This is a genomic window from Billgrantia antri, from assembly GCF_019430905.1.
Lineage (GTDB): Bacteria > Pseudomonadota > Gammaproteobacteria > Pseudomonadales > Halomonadaceae > Halomonas > Halomonas antri.
In genome coordinates this window covers 484,084-500,056 of sequence record NZ_JAHYCA010000003.1, presented here as the reverse complement: position 1 = coordinate 500,056, position 15,973 = coordinate 484,084, and the positions used below count along the sequence as shown (strand labels likewise).

At 64.2% G+C, this 15,973-nt stretch carries 16 protein-coding genes; 6 read left to right on the top strand and 10 right to left on the bottom strand.

What is annotated here, in order from left to right; translation table 11 throughout:
• Positions 1-1,107 (bottom strand): biotin synthase BioB, encoded by a 1,107-nt coding sequence (bioB, locus tag KPL81_RS10310; protein WP_219791880.1) that lies wholly within the window; start codon positions 1,105-1,107, stop codon positions 1-3.
• Positions 1,108-1,328: 221 nt separating this feature from the next.
• Here bioB and KPL81_RS10305 point away from each other — a divergent pair, with 221 nt between their 5' ends.
• Both KPL81_RS10305 and KPL81_RS10300 read left to right on the top strand, forming a co-directional pair.
• Positions 1,329-2,069, top strand: coding sequence for a ComF family protein (locus tag KPL81_RS10305; RefSeq protein WP_219791878.1), 741 nt, complete (start codon positions 1,329-1,331; stop codon positions 2,067-2,069).
• Positions 2,070-2,128: 59 nt separating this feature from the next.
• Positions 2,129-3,115, top strand: a complete 987-nt coding sequence (locus KPL81_RS10300) for a serine/threonine protein kinase (RefSeq protein WP_219791876.1) — start codon at positions 2,129-2,131, stop codon at positions 3,113-3,115.
• A 39-nt stretch (positions 3,116-3,154) separates the two neighbouring features.
• Here the strand turns inward: KPL81_RS10300 and KPL81_RS10295 are convergent, their stop codons facing one another.
• On the bottom strand, positions 3,155-3,721 hold the full coding sequence (locus tag KPL81_RS10295) for a hypothetical protein (RefSeq protein ID WP_219791874.1): 567 nt from the start codon (positions 3,719-3,721) through the stop codon (positions 3,155-3,157).
• A 267-nt stretch (positions 3,722-3,988) separates the two neighbouring features.
• Here KPL81_RS10295 and folE point away from each other — a divergent pair, with 267 nt between their 5' ends.
• From folE to KPL81_RS10275, 4 genes are all read left to right on the top strand, one after another.
• Positions 3,989-4,546, top strand: coding sequence for a GTP cyclohydrolase I FolE (folE, locus tag KPL81_RS10290; protein WP_219791872.1), 558 nt, complete (start codon positions 3,989-3,991; stop codon positions 4,544-4,546).
• Between the two features lie 57 nt (positions 4,547-4,603).
• The gene (gene folX, locus KPL81_RS10285; RefSeq protein ID WP_219791870.1) at positions 4,604-5,014 is read left to right on the top strand and encodes a dihydroneopterin triphosphate 2'-epimerase; all 411 of its coding nucleotides are present in this window, start codon (positions 4,604-4,606) and stop codon (positions 5,012-5,014) included.
• An 85-nt stretch (positions 5,015-5,099) separates the two neighbouring features.
• Positions 5,100-5,417 (top strand): hypothetical protein, encoded by a 318-nt coding sequence (locus KPL81_RS10280; protein WP_219791868.1) that lies wholly within the window; start codon positions 5,100-5,102, stop codon positions 5,415-5,417.
• Positions 5,418-5,483: 66 nt separating this feature from the next.
• Positions 5,484-6,941: an NAD-dependent succinate-semialdehyde dehydrogenase gene (locus KPL81_RS10275; RefSeq protein WP_219791866.1), complete on the top strand. Its 1,458-nt coding sequence runs from the start codon at positions 5,484-5,486 to the stop codon at positions 6,939-6,941.
• Between the two features lie 208 nt (positions 6,942-7,149).
• Here KPL81_RS10275 and purH read toward each other — a convergent pair whose 3' ends face one another.
• The 8 genes from purH to ppa all read right to left on the bottom strand — a co-directional run bounded on the left by purH (position 7,150) and on the right by ppa (position 15,886).
• Positions 7,150-8,730 (bottom strand): bifunctional phosphoribosylaminoimidazolecarboxamide formyltransferase/IMP cyclohydrolase, encoded by a 1,581-nt coding sequence (gene purH / locus KPL81_RS10270; RefSeq protein ID WP_219791864.1) that lies wholly within the window; start codon positions 8,728-8,730, stop codon positions 7,150-7,152.
• Between the two features lie 67 nt (positions 8,731-8,797).
• Positions 8,798-9,136 carry a DNA-binding transcriptional regulator Fis gene (fis, locus tag KPL81_RS10265; RefSeq protein WP_219791862.1) on the bottom strand — a complete coding sequence of 113 codons (339 nt, stop codon included), beginning with the start codon at positions 9,134-9,136 and terminating at the stop codon, positions 8,798-8,800.
• Positions 9,133-10,176 carry a tRNA dihydrouridine synthase DusB gene (dusB, locus tag KPL81_RS10260; RefSeq protein ID WP_219791861.1) on the bottom strand — a complete coding sequence of 348 codons (1,044 nt, stop codon included), beginning with the start codon at positions 10,174-10,176 and terminating at the stop codon, positions 9,133-9,135. Before dusB ends, fis begins: the two co-directional genes overlap by 4 nt.
• Positions 10,177-10,254: 78 nt before the next feature.
• Positions 10,255-11,169 carry a 50S ribosomal protein L11 methyltransferase gene (gene prmA / locus KPL81_RS10255; RefSeq protein WP_219791859.1) on the bottom strand — a complete coding sequence of 305 codons (915 nt, stop codon included), beginning with the start codon at positions 11,167-11,169 and terminating at the stop codon, positions 10,255-10,257.
• A 76-nt stretch (positions 11,170-11,245) separates the two neighbouring features.
• Entirely contained in the window at positions 11,246-12,586 is a 1,341-nt protein-coding gene (gene accC, locus KPL81_RS10250; protein ID WP_219791857.1) for an acetyl-CoA carboxylase biotin carboxylase subunit, read from the bottom strand.
• Between the two features lie 27 nt (positions 12,587-12,613).
• Positions 12,614-13,081 carry an acetyl-CoA carboxylase biotin carboxyl carrier protein gene (gene accB / locus KPL81_RS10245; RefSeq protein ID WP_209472908.1) on the bottom strand — a complete coding sequence of 156 codons (468 nt, stop codon included), beginning with the start codon at positions 13,079-13,081 and terminating at the stop codon, positions 12,614-12,616.
• A 206-nt stretch (positions 13,082-13,287) separates the two neighbouring features.
• On the bottom strand, positions 13,288-15,177 hold the full coding sequence (gene dsbD / locus KPL81_RS10240; RefSeq protein WP_219791855.1) for a protein-disulfide reductase DsbD: 1,890 nt from the start codon (positions 15,175-15,177) through the stop codon (positions 13,288-13,290).
• A 178-nt stretch (positions 15,178-15,355) separates the two neighbouring features.
• The gene (ppa, locus tag KPL81_RS10235; protein ID WP_209472904.1) at positions 15,356-15,886 is read right to left on the bottom strand and encodes an inorganic diphosphatase; all 531 of its coding nucleotides are present in this window, start codon (positions 15,884-15,886) and stop codon (positions 15,356-15,358) included.
• Between the last annotated feature and the right edge of the window lie 87 nt (positions 15,887-15,973).

Sequence of the window (15,973 nt, the reverse complement as noted above, 5' to 3'; positions counted from 1 at the left end):
TCAGGCCTGGGTGGCGTCGTAGGCCAGTGCCGCGCTACGGGCCTGCTGTGACTGGTGCGCCACGGCACTCTCGAGTGCGGCCTGCTGTGCATCGTCGCCATGACAGGTGCTGCGTCGCTCGGGATGCAGGCCGAGCTTGGCGAACAGGGCCTTGTCGCGAGCGGCCTGAGGGTTGCCGGTAGTCAATAGCTTGTCGCCGTAGAAGATGGAGTTGGCCCCGGCGAGGAAGGCCAGCGCCTGGGTCGACTCGTCCATCTGTTCGCGGCCGGCCGAGAGGCGCACGTGGCTTGCCGGCATCAGGATTCGGGCGACGGCGATAGCGCGCACGAACTCGATGGGATCGAGATCTTCCACATCCTCCAGCGGCGTGCCGGGCACCTTGACGAGCATGTTTATCGGCACGGATTCGGGGTGCGGGTCGAGCCGGGCCAGCTGCTGCAGCAGGGCGGCGCGGTCGCGCGGCGCTTCCCCCATGCCGAGGATGCCTCCCGCACAGACCTTCATCCCCGCCTCGCGTACGTTGGCCAGGGTTTCCAGACGATCGGCATAGGTGCGAGTAGTGATGATTTCGCCATAGTACTCCGGCGAGGTGTCGAGATTGTGGTTGTAGTAGTCGAGGCCGGCCTCGGCCAGGCGGGAGGCCTGGTCGACGTCGACCATGCCTAGCGTCATGCAGGTCTCGAGCCCCAGTGCCTTGACCTGGCGGACCATCTCCAGCACCACGCCAAGATCTTTCTCGCGCGGGCTACGCCATGCCGCGCCCATGCAGAAGCGGCTGGCGCCGGCCTCCTGGGCGGCCTTGGCCTGAGCTACCACCTTCTCGATTTCCAGCAGCTTTTCCTTGTCCAGTCCGGTGGTGTAATGGCCCGACTGAGGACAGTACTTGCAGTCCTCGGGACAGGCGCCGGTCTTGATCGACAGCAGGGTGGAGACCTGGACGGCATTGGCATCGAAGTGGGCGCGATGCACTTGCTGGGCGCGGAACAGCAGGTCGTTGAAGGGCAATGCAAAGAGCGCCTCTATCTCGGCCAGCGACCAGTCATGACGAATCCTGGTCTCGGGGGGAGTGGTTTGGCCGTGCGGACTGGCAAGCTGGGCGTCGGACATGGAAGGGCTCGTCTCGGTCAACTCATTGGGATAGTAAGGTTGACTGTGAGCGTACGTGATTCTGTCTTGCTGTCAACCTGCAGCGTTGATGGGGTTGACTATGGGCGACGTAGGCGGCGAACGAGATGGTGTCGGGGGTGGTAAGCTGCTTGGCATGGCGAAATCATCAGGAGATCCTCTGCGTGGAACCGCAACGGAAGCCTGCATGGCGGCGCGGCCAGATGTCGCGGAAACGCTCAGGCGATTGGCTTCGCTCGCTCTGGTACGGAGTCGACTCTGCGCTGCGCTGGGCCCTGCCAGGGCGCTGTGGTTTCTGCCTGGCAACCGCCGAGCCGGAGCGTCCCTGGTGTCAGGCCTGCTTCGAGTCGCTGCCGTGGAACCTGCCGGCCTGCCCGAGCTGTGCCGAACCGCAGCCGCCCGGGGCACTGGCGGGCAGGTGCTGCGGCCAGTGCCTGACACGTTCGCCCGCTTTCAGGCGGGCACGCGTACCGCTGCGCTACGAGGATGAAGTGGCCAGGTTGATGCAGCGCTTCAAGTTTCACGCCTCACCGCGTGCCGGCAACGTGCTGCTCGAGCTGCTTGAGGCCGGGCTGCCGCGTGCGGCCTTGGCCTGGCCCGAGGCTCTGATTCCGGTGCCGCTGCATCCCCGGCGGGCGCGGGAGCGCGGTTTCGACCAGGCCGACTGGCTGGCCCGGCGCCTGGCGGCACGCCATGGCTTGGTACTGGCGCATGCACAGCGACGCCAAGCCACGCGCTCACAGCGCGGGCTCGATCGCGCCGAGCGCTACCGCAACCTGCGCGGCGGGTTCGTCGTCGAGAGGGCGCTGCCGTCGCGCGTGGCACTGCTCGATGACGTCATGACCACCGGCGCGACCCTGGACGCCCTGGCGCAGGCCTGTCTGACTGCCGGTGCCCGTGAGGTGGAGGCATGGTCGGTGGCCCGCACCCCGCTGCGGCGTTAGTGATCCTCTGTCGTTGCTTAGGCTGTTACCATGGCAACACCATTCTGTCGGTGAATCACATGCACAGCACGCCTCATCCCTTCGCTACCCTGTCGCCGGCGCGCGTCGTGGCGGCCATCGAGTCGCTAGGCTTCTGGCTGCCGGGCGAACCGTTTGCCCTGAACAGCTACGAGAACCGTGTGTTCCTGCTCTACGACGACGAGGGGCGGCGCTGGGTGGCGAAGTTCTATCGCCCGGGGCGTTGGAGCGACGAGCAGATTCAGGAAGAGCACGACTTCCTGGACGAGCTGGTCGCGGAGGGCGTGGCCGTGGCGGCACCTTGGCGGGATGATTCGGGGCGCAGTCTGCATCAGATGGAGGGTTTTCGTCTGGCGCTGTTTCCCCAGTTGCCTGGCCAGGCCCCGGAGCTGGAGAATCCCGCCCATCTGTTTGCCCTGGGCGAATTGATCGGTGCGGTGCATGCCGTGGGTGAGCGTGCCGAGTTTCAGCACCGGGGCAGGCTCGATCTGGATGGCATGGTGCACGAGGCGCGCAGGCGTGTGCTCACCGCCCCCTGGCTGGAGCGTCGCCAGCGTCAGGCCTACGAGCGCATCTCAGTGGAATTGCAGGAGGTGCTGGCGGCGCATGCCTGGGCGCCTGAACAGACGATCCGGGTACAGGGCGACTGCCACATCGGCAATCTCCTCGGCCGCGACGAAAACTTCGCTCTGGTGGATTTCGACGATTGCTTGATGGCACCGGCGGTGCAGGATTTGTGGATGTTCCTCACCGCCGAGCACGAAGCGGAGTGGCACATGCAGCTGTCGGAAGTGCTGGAGGGATACGAACAGCACCGGGAATTCGATCGCCGTGAACTGGCGCTCATCGAGCCCCTGCGCACGCTGCGCCTGATGCGTCACAGCGCCTGGCTGGTGGCGCGCTGGGAGGACCCGGCGTTTCCCCAGGCGTTCCCCTGGGTTGCGGATGCTGCCTATTGGGATGCACACATCAGGCAGCTGGAGCAGCAGCGTGTGGCGCTGACCCGTTCATCTCCCTGGCTGGCCTGACGCCGTGCGCATCCGACGGGGTGCACACGGCGAAAGGGCTCAGTCGTTGTCGGGCGCGGTGCGCTCGGCGGGGATGGGGTTGGCAACGCCCGCGCCATCGGCCTGGCGGCGCTGCTCGTTGATCTGAGCGGAGGGGTTGTCCTGCTCCTCGATCGCGAGAGGACTGGCCAGCTTGAGATGAAAGACGCGATCGCTCGGTAGCTGACAGCCGCCAGTCTCGCACACGGCCAATCCATAGCTGCCGTCGGCCTCGTAGGCGGCAGCGGACATTTCGCCATTGTAAATGTCGCTGTCACCGCCTTCGGTCTCGACACAGGTCAGTGCCTTGGCGGTAATGCGTAGTCGGTCGCCGTCCTGGCGGGCATCACCTACCACGACACAGTAATCGGGCAGTTCGTGAGTAGCGCCCTCGTGACCGCTCACGGGGCGAAGCAGGATATCGTCACGGCGTCCGCCTTCCTCCGCCAGATCGAGATCGTCGATGACCTGGAATGCAACAACGGCGTCGCCGGGTACGGAAAGGGTATTGGCCGAGGCAGCCAGGGGCAGCAGAAAAAGGAGGGCAACTCCACTGGCTGACAGTATCGCGTCTGGAATCTTGATCATATCGGGCTCTCGAGGGACCAGGCTGCGCGTAGCGGCAGGATTCAAGGCCAGTACTCTACCATAGCCGCAAAGGCGAGGCAGCGGCACGAATGTCGCAGGGGGTCGTTTTCAGGCATACCGCCTGCGGCGTGCCTTCGGTTACGGTAGAATAATGTCCAGAGGCGTGAAAAAATTGTACAGAAAGTATAATTTGTACTGTTATTGTATTGATCGACGATGGCCGGGCCATCACGAGACGAACGGTTTTCTGACTCGCAGGGCCTGACCATGAACGAAGAGCTTGCCAACTTCTACCGCCAGATCATCATCGAACTGGGAGAGGATCCCGATCGTGAAGGGCTTCGCGATACACCGAAGCGTGCCGCCAAGGCGATGCAGTTTCTCACGCGCGGCTACTCCCAGACTCTCGAGGAGATCATCAATGGCGCCGTTTTCGAGAGCGAGACGGACGAGATGGTGCTGGTCAAGGACATCGAACTCTACTCGATGTGCGAGCATCATCTGCTGCCCTTCATCGGCAAGTGCCACATTGCCTATCTTCCCAGTGGCAAGGTGTTGGGTCTCTCCAAGTTTGCCCGTATCGTCGACATGTACGCTCGGCGCATGCAGATACAGGAAAACTTGACGCGCGAGATTGCCGAGACCGTACAGCGTGTCACCGGTGCACGCGGCGTGGCGGTGGTGATCGAAGCGCGACATCTCTGCATGATGATGCGCGGCGTGGAGAAGCAGAATTCCAGCATGACCTCCTCGGTCATGCTGGGTGCCTTTCGCGAAAACCAGCCGACCCGTCAGGAATTCCTCACTCTGGTCAGCGGTCGCTGACCAGATGGCCCACGTACCCGCTTTCGCGGCGGGCGTTTGTTGCCTGGAGCCAATCCGATGCCGCTGCACGCCCTGAACGACCAGCATCTCGATCACGACCTGGCCACGATTCGCATCAAGAATCTGCGCCTGCGGACCTTTATCGGCATCAAGGACGAGGAGATCAATAACCGCCAGGATGTGATCATCAATGCGGTGTTCCGCTACCGTGCCGACAAGGCGGTAGTCTTCAATCATATCGAACAGGCGCTCAACTACCGCACCATTACCAAGCAGGTGATCGAGATGGTGGAGGAGGGGCACTTCCTGCTACTCGAGCGCATGACGCGAGAGGTCCTCGACCTGATCATGTCGCACGAGCAGGTCCTGATGGCGCAGGTCGAGATCGACAAGCCTCACGCACTTCGCTTTGCCGATTCGGTCTCCATTACCCTATCGGCCAGCCGTGAGCCACATCGCCAGCGCTGAGCTTGCTCTCCCTGGGGTTGGTGACAACGGTCCTTTGCGCTTAGCATGAGGGGTTATTGCAGAATCGACAGAGAGAGACGATTCGTTGGAACGCGACAGCTCCTCATCGGATTCACCGCGGCGACGCCATGCCCCTTGGGCCATGACGGCCATCGTCATTGCCATTCTCGCCCTGCTGTTCCAGGGTGCTTTGCTGCCACTGAATCTCGCCGCTGCCGTCTGTGCCGTGATGGGGCTGCGGCAGATCCATCGCCAGCCGGCTCGCTACATCGGCCGCGCGTTGTGCTGGATTGCCATCGCTCTGGTCCTGATCCTTGCCATACTAAACGCTATGCTTCAGCCGCCAGTGCCGGGCGGCATGCCCGAGGCCATGCCCGAACAGCACGGCACTGAGGCTCAGTGACAAGGGCAAGCGTGATAAGAATACATCCACTCGGTACAGGCCCCCGCTGAGGCCAGGAGAATCAACATGGAAGCTCTCAAGGAAACGCAGCTCTATTGCCCTTTCGCCTATATTGACGGTAGTTGGGTCGCAGCTGACAGCGGTGAGCAGATCGAAGTAACCAATCCGGCTACCGGAGAGGTCTTCGGTAGCGTGCCACGGCTGGGAAGAGACGAGACCGAGCGCGCCATTGCCGCCGCCGATGCGGCGCTCGTCGGCTGGCGAGCGCTCACTGCCCAGGAGCGTGCCGACATCCTGATGAAATGGCACGACCTGATGTTCGAGCATCAGAACGACCTGGCCATGATCATGACCCACGAGCAGGGCAAACCGCTCAAGGAGGCGGCCGGCGAGATCGCCTATGCGGCAAGCTTCATCCGCTGGTTCGCCGAAGAGGCACGACGCATCTATGGCGAGACCATTCCCGCTGCCAAGCCCAACCAGCGTATCGTGATCACCAAGCAGCCGGTCGGGGTGGTTGGTGCCATTACGCCGTGGAATTTCCCCGCGGCCATGATCACGCGCAAGGCTGGCGCGGCGCTGGCGGCGGGCTGCACCATCGTCATCAAGCCGGCGAGCCAGACGCCGTTCTCGGCCACGGCGCTGGCGCTGTTGGCCGAGCGCGCCGGCGTGCCGCGCGGTGTGTTCAACGTGGTGCCGGGGCGCGCCTCTGAAATCGCCGCCGCCATGACCGAGTCGCCGCTGGTACGCAAGATTACCTTCACCGGCTCTACCGAGGTGGGCCGCGAGTTGATGTCGCGAGCCTCGCAGCACATCCAGAAGATCTCCCTGGAGCTGGGCGGCAACGCCCCGTTCATCGTGTTCGAGGATGCCGATCTGGATGCCGCGGTGGAGGGCGCCATGGCGGCCAAGTTCCGCAATGCCGGCCAGACCTGCATCTGCACCAATCGCTTCCTGGTGCAGTCGAGCGTGATCAACGCCTTCTGCGAGAAGCTGGCGGTAGCGATGAACAGCGAGTTGAAGGTGGGCGACGGCACCAAACCTAACATCAACATCGGTCCGCTGATCGACGGTAACGCGGTGACCAAGGTCAGCGAGCATGTGCACGATGCCGTCGACAAGGGCGCCGAACTGCTGCTGGGTGGTCATCCCCATCCGCTGGGCGGCAACTTCTTCACCCCGACGCTGATCAGCTTCGCCAATGGCGACATGAAGGTGGCCCAGGAGGAGACCTTCGGACCGCTGGCGGCGGTGTTCCCCTTCGAGGATGAGGAAGACGCCGTGAAGATGGCCAACGACACCCAGTACGGCCTTGCTTCCTACTTCTACTCCCGCGACCTGGGCCGCGTATGGCGCGTCGCCGATGCGCTGGAGTACGGCATGGTGGGCATCAACACGGGGCTGATCTCCAATACCTCGGCGCCGTTCGGTGGTGTCAAGGCCTCGGGCCTCGGCCGCGAGGGCGGCCACCAGGGCATCGAGGAGTTCCTGGAGACCAAGTACCTCTGCATCGACCTGGGCTGACCGGGCTTCGCCCGGAGCCGAAAGTCATAAGCTGCAAGAACGAAAACCCCATCGGCCTTGGCCAACGGGGTTTTCGTAACTGATTTGCTTGAGAAGACGGCTGGGCGATGGTCAGGCTAGGCGAAAGTCGGCGAAACAGCGGAGTTTGCTTTTGCAAATGAGCATGTTGAGGCGACTTTCAACGACGCATGACCGAGATCCAGCGTCTTTAGTGCCTAAAGTGGCGCATGCCGGTGAACACCATGGCGATACCCGCCTCGTTGGCGGCGTCGATCACTTCCTGGTCGCGCATGGAGCCGCCGGGCTGGATCACTGCGGTAATGCCTGCTGCTGCCGCGGCGTCGATGCCGTCGCGGAAGGGGAAGAAGGCATCCGAGGCCATCACCGAGCCGGGTACCGAGAGGCCTTCGTCGGCGGCCTTGATGCCGGCGATCTTGGCTGAGTAGACGCGGCTCATCTGGCCAGCGCCGACGCCGATGGTCTGACCGTCCTTGGCGTAGACGATGGCGTTGGACTTGACGTACTTGGCCACCTTCCAGGCGAAGGCCAGGTCGCGCATCTCCTGCTCGCTGGGCACGCGCTCGCTGACCACGGTCAGCTCGTCGCGGCCGACCATGCCGAGGTCGCGGTCCTGCACCAGCAGTCCGCCGGTGACGCGCTTGAAGTCGTGGGCGTGCTCGCGCTCGCCGGGCCAGCTGTCGCCGACGTCGAGCAGGCGCACGTTCTGCTTCTCGGCGACGATGGCGACGGCCTCCTCATCAACCCCAGGGGCGATGATCACCTCGACGAACTGGCGGTCGATGATGGCTCGGGCGGTGTCGGCGTCCAGCGGTCGGTTGAAGGCGATGATGCCACCGAAGGCGCTGGTGGGATCGGTGGTGAATGCCTTGTCGTAGGCCTCGCGCGGGGTTGCGCCGACGGCGACGCCGCAGGGGTTGGCGTGCTTGACGATCACGCAGGCGATGTCGGTGAAGCTCTTGACGCACTCGAAGGCGGCATCGGTATCGGCCACGTTGTTGAATGACAGCTCTTTCCCCTGCAGCTGGCGGGCAGTGGCGACGCTGGCTTCGCTGGCGTTGGCCTCGACGTAGAACGCCGCGCTCTGGTGCGGGTTCTCGCCGTAGCGCATGGCCTGTTTCTTGACGAACTGCACGTTGTAGGTGCGCGGGAAGCCGTCCTCGCCACCCGGCACCCGCTGGCCCAGGTAGTCGGCGATGGCGGCGTCGTAGCCGGCGGTATGCTCGAAGGCCTTGACCGCCAGATCGAAGCGCGTGGCATCGCTTACCGCGCCGTCGTGCGAGGCAATCTCCTCGAGTACGCGGGGATAGTCGCCGGCGTCCACCACGATGGTGGTATGGGCATGGTTCTTGGCGCAGGCACGCACCATGGTCGGGCCGCCGATGTCGATGTTTTCGATGGCATCTTCGAGTGTGCAGTCAGGCTTGGCCACTGTCTGGGCGAAGGGATAGAGGTTGACCACCACCATGTCGATGGGCGCTATATCGTGCTCGGCCATCACCGCATCGTCCTGGCCTCGGCGGCCCAGGATCCCGCCGTGGATCTTCGGGTGCAGCGTCTTGACGCGACCGTCCATGATCTCGGGAAAGCCGGTGTGCTCGGACACCTCGGTCACGGCAATACCGTTCTCCTGCAGCAGGCGGAAGGTGCCGCCGGTGGAGAGCAGTTCGACAGCGTGCCCGGCCAGGCCGCGGGCGAAGTCGACGATGCCGGTCTTGTCGGAGACGCTGATCAGCGCGCGGCGTACCGGGGTGGGGGAGGCTTGGGCCATGGTGAGGGGCAACTCTCTATCGATAGTGGATATAAGGGGCCGGGCCAGCAGGCGCTGCCCGGCGGGTTCAGATCAGGTCGTGCTGCTTGAGCTTCTTGCGCAGCGTGCCGCGGTTGAGGCCCAGCATCTCGGCGGCGCGAGTCTGGTTGCCTTGGGTGTATTCGAGCACGCTGGCCAGCAGCGGCGCCTCGACTTCGGCCATGACCATGGCGTAGAGGTCGGTGACGGTGCCGCCATCGAGATGATCGAAATAGCGTCGCATGGCGGCATCCACGGCCTCACGCAGGGGTTGCTCTGCCAGCGAGGCCGACGACAGGGCTGCAGCGTCGAGTTCCGGCAGGCCAGCGCACGAGCCGGCTTCGAGGCCGGGCAAATCAACATTGCGATTGAAGGCTTCATGGTTCATGCGGCACTGATTCCATTCGTTGCCTGGCCGAGCGGAGTTTCACTCTCCAGGCGAAAGAGGACGTCGATGAAGTCATACTGTTCGTCAGGCTGCTCCAGCGCATTGAAGGCCGCCCGCAGTTCGCGCAGTCGAACGGCGTCGAAACGTCCGTCGGCAGCGAGATACCAACCAAGGTGCTTGCGGGCGATTCGCACCCCCATGTAATTGCCATAGAAGTCATGCAGGGCATGGAGATGTCCCCGCAGCACGCTGGCTCTCTCTCCCGGGGCGGGGGGTGGACAGCTGTATCCATGGCGTAGGTAGTGGTCGATCTCGCGAAAAATCCAGGGATTGCCCTGGGCGCCACGACCGACCATCACCGCATCCGCACCAGTATAGTCCAGAACCTGGGCTGCCTTGCGTGGAGAGTCGATATCGCCATTGGCAAAGATCGGAATGTTCACGGCCTGCTTGATGGCGGCAATGGTGTCGTATTCGGCCTTGCCCTGATAGCGCTGTTGACGGTGACGGCCATGTACCGCCAGGGCCTGGATGCCGGCGGCTTCCGCCAGGCGCGCCACGCGTACGCCGTTGTTGCTCTCGGCACACCAGCCGGTGCGGATCTTGAGCGTCACCGGGATGTCGACGGCGGCCACCACGGCTTCGAGAATCTCGGCGACCAGAGTCTCGTCACGCAGCAGCGCCGAACCGGCGGCCTTGTTACACACCTTCTTGGCCGGGCAGCCCATGTTGATGTCGATGATCTCAGCGCCCTGGTCGGCATTGAGGCGTGCGGCCTCGGCCAGCATGGCGGCATCCCCACCGGCGATCTGCACCGCGCGGGGTCCCGGCTCGCCGCGATGATCCATGCGCTGGCGTGACTTGCGGGTATGCCAAAGTGCCGGGTCGGAGGTGACCATCTCGCCCACCACCAGTCCTGCCCCCAGGCGACGGCAGAGCTGGCGGAACGGGCGGTCGGTCACGCCGGCCATGGGAGCCAGGATGACTCGGTTGGGCAGGCGGTGTCGGCCGATCTGTGGTAGCGGGCGGCTCTCGGACATGGTCGGATCAGTGAGTTCGGGGCTGCATATCATACGCCCCCGAAGGGGCGGGGTGAAGGCAGAACAAGGTACCGAGATTCAGGGTGCCCGGCCACCGCTGAGTCGAACCCAGCCTTCGCGACGCTGCGGCTCGTCCATGATCAGGCCCTGGGCACGATAAGCGTCGAGTACCTCCTGTGCCTGGCCCTCGAGAATGCCCGATAGCGCCAGTCGTCCTCCTGGTGCCACGTGGCCGGCGATTATCGGCGCCAGCTCTACCAGCGGGCCGGCCAGGATATTGGCGATCACCAGAGGAAAGTGGCGCTCTGAGTCGAGCTGCTCGGGATAACAAAGCGTCAGTTCATGCTCCGCAACATCGTTGCGTATGGCATTGTCACGGCTGGCCTGCAGCGCCTGGGGATCAATGTCGGTGCCGGTGGCCGCTGCCGCGCCCAACTTGAGCGCGGCGATGGCAAGTATTCCCGAGCCGCAGCCGACATCGAGCACCTCGAGGCTGTCGAGGCCGCCTTCCAGCGCCAGGGCGTCGAGCCATTCGAGACACAGTGCCGTGGTGGGATGAGTGCCGGTACCGAAGGCAAGTCCAGGGTCCAGGTGCAGGTTGACGGCGTCAAGATCGGGCGGCTCGTGCCAACTGGGCACGATCCACAGTCGCTGGCCCATGCGAAGAGGTTTGAAGTCCTCCATCCATTCGCGTTCCCAGTCGCGATCGGCGAGCAGCTCATACTCGATGATCGGGCAGGGCTCCTCGGGCATAGTCTCGGCCCAGGCTGCGGCGAGGCGCTCCAGCATGGCGTCGAGCCCCTCGAGGTCATCGTACAGGCCGGTCAGCACCGTTTCGTTCCACAATGGCGTGGTACCGCGCTCGGGTTCGAACACCGGGTCGTCATGAGCGTCTTGTAGCGTAATGGCGGTGGCGCCTTCGGCCAGCAGCAGTTCCTCGAGCCGTTCGGCCTGCTCGGGGGCGATGCGGGCCTTGAGTTGCAGCCAGGGCATGGTGGTCTCCGTGCGTAACGCAAGCAGGGTGGCCGTGGCCACCCTGCGGGAGCGATGTTCGTCCCAGGAGTGAATCCTAGGAGGCGAGCTTCTTCTCCAGATAGTGGATATTGACGCCACCCTGCTGGAAGTGACCGTCGCGGACCAGATCCTTGTGCAGGTCGGTGTTGGTCTTGATGCCTTCCACCAGCAGTTCGTCGAGGCCGTTGCGCATGCGCGTCAGCGCGATCTCGCGGCTGTCCCCCCAGGTGATCAGCTTGCCGATCAGCGAGTCGTAGTGGGGGGGGACGGTATAGCCGGTATAGACATGTGAATCCATGCGCACGCCGAGTCCGCCCGGCGGGTGGTAGAGCGTGACCTTGCCGGGAGAGGGCATGAAAGTGCGCGGATCCTCGGCATTGATACGACACTCGAAGGCGTGGCCGTGGAGCTTGACGTCTTCCTGGCGGATCGACAGCGGCAGGCCCGAGGCGATACGCAGCTGCTCGCGCACGATGTCCACGCCGGTGACCATTTCGGTGACGGGATGCTCCACCTGGACGCGCGTGTTCATCTCGATGAAGAAGAACTGGCCGTCCTCGTAGAGGAACTCGAAGGTGCCGGCGCCACGATAGTCGATCTCGATGCACGCCTCGCGACACGCCTCCAGCACCTTGGCTCGGGCATCGGGATCGATGCCGGGAGCTGGGGCCTCTTCCAGCACCTTTTGATGACGTCGCTGCAGCGAACAATCGCGGTCATAGAGGTGAATGGCATTGCCCTGGCCGTCGGCCAGCACCTGAACCTCGACGTGACGCGGTCGCTCGAGGAATTTCTCCATGTACACCGTGCCGTCACCAAAGGAGGAGTGCGCCTCGGTGCGGGTCACGTTGATTGCCGACAGCAGATGACCTTCGGTGTGCACCACGCGCATGCCGCGTCCGCCGCCGCCGGCAGCGGCCTTGATGATCACCGGATAGCCGATACGCCGGGCGATGGCGAGGTTGTCGCCTTCGTCGTCACCCAACGGGCCGTCCGAGCCGGGTACCGTGGGTACGCCGGCCTTCTTCATGGCCTCGATGGCGCTGACCTTGTCTCCCATCAGGCGAATGGTCTCGGCGCGTGGACCGATGAACACGAAGCCGGAGCGCTCCACCTGTTCGGCAAAGTTGGCATTCTCGGAGAGGAAGCCGTAACCGGGATGGATGGCGCTGGAATCGGTGACCTCGGCGGCGCTGATCAGCGCCGGAATGTTGAGGTAGGACTGCGCCGAGGGGGCCGGGCCGATGCATACGGCCTCGTCGGCCAGGCGCACGTGCATCAGCTCACGGTCGGCCTTGGAGTGAACCGCGACGGTCTTGATGCCCAGTTCCTTGCAGGCGCGCAGGATTCGCAGGGCGATCTCGCCGCGGTTGGCGATGAGAACCTTGTCCAGCATAGGGAGTCCGCCAGTGTCGGTGAAAGATCAGGAAATGATGAGCATCGGCTGGTCGAACTCGACCGGCTCGCCGTCCTCGACCAGGATCGCCTCGATCACGCCGTCACGGTCGGCCTCGATCTGGTTCATCATCTTCATGGCTTCGACGATGCACACGGTTTCGCCCTTCTTGACGCTCTGACCCACTTCCACGAATGCCTTCGAGCCTGGCGCCGGGCTGCGGTAGAAGGTACCGACCATCGGTGAGGTCAGGGCGTGGCCCTGGTAGCTGGCCGCCGGAGTCTCCTCGGTGGCGGGTCCGGCGGCTGGGGCGGGTGCCGCTTGGTTGGGCGCCGCCTGCGGTGCGGCATACTGCGGCATCGGGGACTGGGGCCAGCTGACGCCATTGGGATGACGGCTGATACGCACCGATTCTTCGCCTTCCTGAATCTCGATTTCGCTGATGTTGGACTCTTCCAGCAGCTCGATCAGTTTCTTGACCTTACGGATATCCATGTTGAGTCTCGACCGGTGAGTAGATGGCCTGGCCGGGTGCTGTTAACCCAAGCCAACTTTCGATAGATCGCGGCAAGATGGCGAATATTGCCGGCTCTATCGGCCTTGATAAGCGTTGTTGGCGGAGTGTGCCTAAAATCGTCGGGGATGTCCAGCCGATCGGGAACGCTGTTCGCCCTGGTTGTCGCTTGCGCTCGGTGAGGTCGTTAGCCGCGCTGCTGCTCGTACCAGTCGAGTACCCCTTTGAGGTGGCTGGCGAGCTCGTCGGCCCCGACTTCCCCCTGGATGCGGGCTGCGCGGATTTCCTCTTCCCCGCTGAAGAATAGCAGGCTCGGTGGGCCGAACAGGCCGAAGTGATCGAGCAGTGCGCGGGTGGTGTCGTCGGTGCGGCTCACGTCGACATCGATGCGGGCGAACTGCGAGAGCGGCTCGGCGACTTGGGGGGCGGGGTAGACCTGGCGCTCCAGTTGCTTGCAGGTAATGCACCAGTCGGCGGTGAAGTGCACGAAAACCGGTTGGTCCTGTGCCGAGCGGTCTCGCAACGTGCTGCGCAGTGCTTCGAGGTCCTCCACCGTGGTCACCTCGGTGCTCTCGATGCTGGGCCCTGGGGTGGTAAGTCCTGCCAAGGGGCGCAATGGATCGCTGCCGCCCATGGCGGCGCCGAATACCAGGGCGATGCCCCAGGCCAGTAGCATCAATCCCGCGGCCTGGCGCACACGGGGCCAGCCCTGGGCGAGGTTGAGCGAAAGCGCGCCTAGCGCCAGGGCGCTGCCGATGGCCAGTGCCGCCCACAGCAGCAGGCTGATGGAGGCGGGAAGCAGCCGCTCGACCAGCCATACCGCCACGCCGAGCAGCAGGACGCCGAAGGCAACCTTGACGCCGTTCATCCAGGCGCCGCTGCGCGGCAGGGCGGTAGCGCCGAGGGTGCCGACCAGCAGCAGCGGCACGCCCATGCCCAGCCCCAGGGCCAGCAGGGCGGCACCGCCCATCAGCGCATCGCCGGTAGTGGAAGTGAAGACCAGAGCGCCGGCCAGCGGCGCCGATACACAGGGTGAGACTACCAGGACCGACAGCGCGCCGGCGCCGGCGAGGCCCAGGGGGCCGCTGCGCTGGGCACGTGCCTGCCAGGCATCGACGCGGCCTGCCAGGCGCGGTGTCAGACGCAGGTCGAAGGCACCGAACATGGCCAGGGCGAAGACGACGAAGAGCAGGGCAAAGACGATCAGCACGGGGGCGGACTGCAAGTGTGCCTGCAAGTTGAGCCCGGCGCCGAACAGGCCCATCAGCACCCCGACCAGGGCGTAGGTGAGCGACATGCCGCCAACGTAGCTGGCGGAGAGCACGAAGGCTCGCGGCCGGGTAGGCCTCTGGCCGACGATGATCGAGGAGAGGATCGGCACCATCGGCAGCACGCAGGGCGTGAAGGTCAGACCCAGCCCGGCAAGGAAGAACAGGCCCAGGGCCAGCGGCAGGCTGGCCTCGCTGATCAGGTTGCTGAAGCGGCCATCCTTGCTCTCCAGGGCAGGCGGCGCCGTGGCGGGCGTGGCTTCACCCGAGCCGCTGCCATCACGCCAGCCGGCGAAGGCCGCCGGCATGGCACTGGCGGGAGCCTGGAGTTCGACGCGCTCGGGTGGATAGCAGAGCCCGGCATCGGCACAGCCCTGGAAACTGACCGTGACGTTCAATGGGCCCTGCGCTTCGCCTTGCAGCGGTGCCTCGAAGACCACGCGGTCGTAGAAGACATAGACGTCGCCGAGGAATTCGTCGCTCTTGAACTCACCCTCCGGGATACGCGGTTCGCCGACCATGAGTACCTCATCGCGGCTCTCGACGCCGAGCCGGTGTCGATAGAGGTAGTAGCCCTCGGCGTTCTCGAAGCCGATGTAGAGGGTTTCACCGTCATGCCAGGCGCTGGGCTGGAAGGCCTCCATGACCGGCAGGAAGTCGCTCTGACCACCGGAAGAGGAGGAGAACCATTGGGCCTGGGCGGCCAGCGGCAACCACAGCAGCAGGCAGCAGAGCAGGCGTGTGAGAGGGCGACTAGTCAACGCAGGGATCCCTCTGGCAAATGGAAGCAGTCGATGGACGACGCTCATGAACGGGTCGCGGTGCTCGCTCGGGTTGACCCGCAGCGCAACGCCGAGTTCCAGAATACCTCAGTCGACGCTAGCGTTAGAACCATACGGGTGCGCCCTGGTGTCGCAGAAAACGGATGTCGCACGAAAACGAACGGGCCGCCCCGAGGGGGCGGCCCGTTCGACGAAGGGGTTCGGCTCACGCCTTCTCGTAGGCGGCCACGGACTTTTCGATGGCCTTGCGGGCGGCTTCCGCACCCTCCCAGGATTCCACCTTCACCCACTTGCCCTTTTCGAGATCCTTGTAGTTCTCGAAGAAGTGAGCGATCTGCTGGCGCAGCAGTTCAGGCAGGTCGGTGACTTCCTGAACGTCGTCGTATAGCGTGGTCAGCTTGGCGTGGGGCACGCATACCAGCTTGGCGTCCTCACCGGCCTCGTCGGTCATGTTGAGGATGCCGACCGGGCGGGCGCGGATGATGCTGCCGGGCTGCACCGGATAGGGGGTGACCACCAGGGCGTCGAGCGGGTCGCCGTCGTCGGCCAGGGTATGGGGAATGAAGCCATAGTTGGCCGGATAGAACATGGGGGTGGCCATGAAGCGGTCAACCAGAAGTGCGCCCATCTCCTTGTCGATCTCGTACTTGATCGGAGCGTGGTTGGCAGGGATCTCGATGGCGACGTAGATGTCGTTGGGGAGGTCCTTGCCGGCGGGAATGTGGTCGAAGTTCATCGTCGCTTCCTTCGTTGGGCGAAAAGTGAGGACACCGCAAAATGCGCCAAATTATACGGACCAGGGCCGGGGATTACCAATGCGACA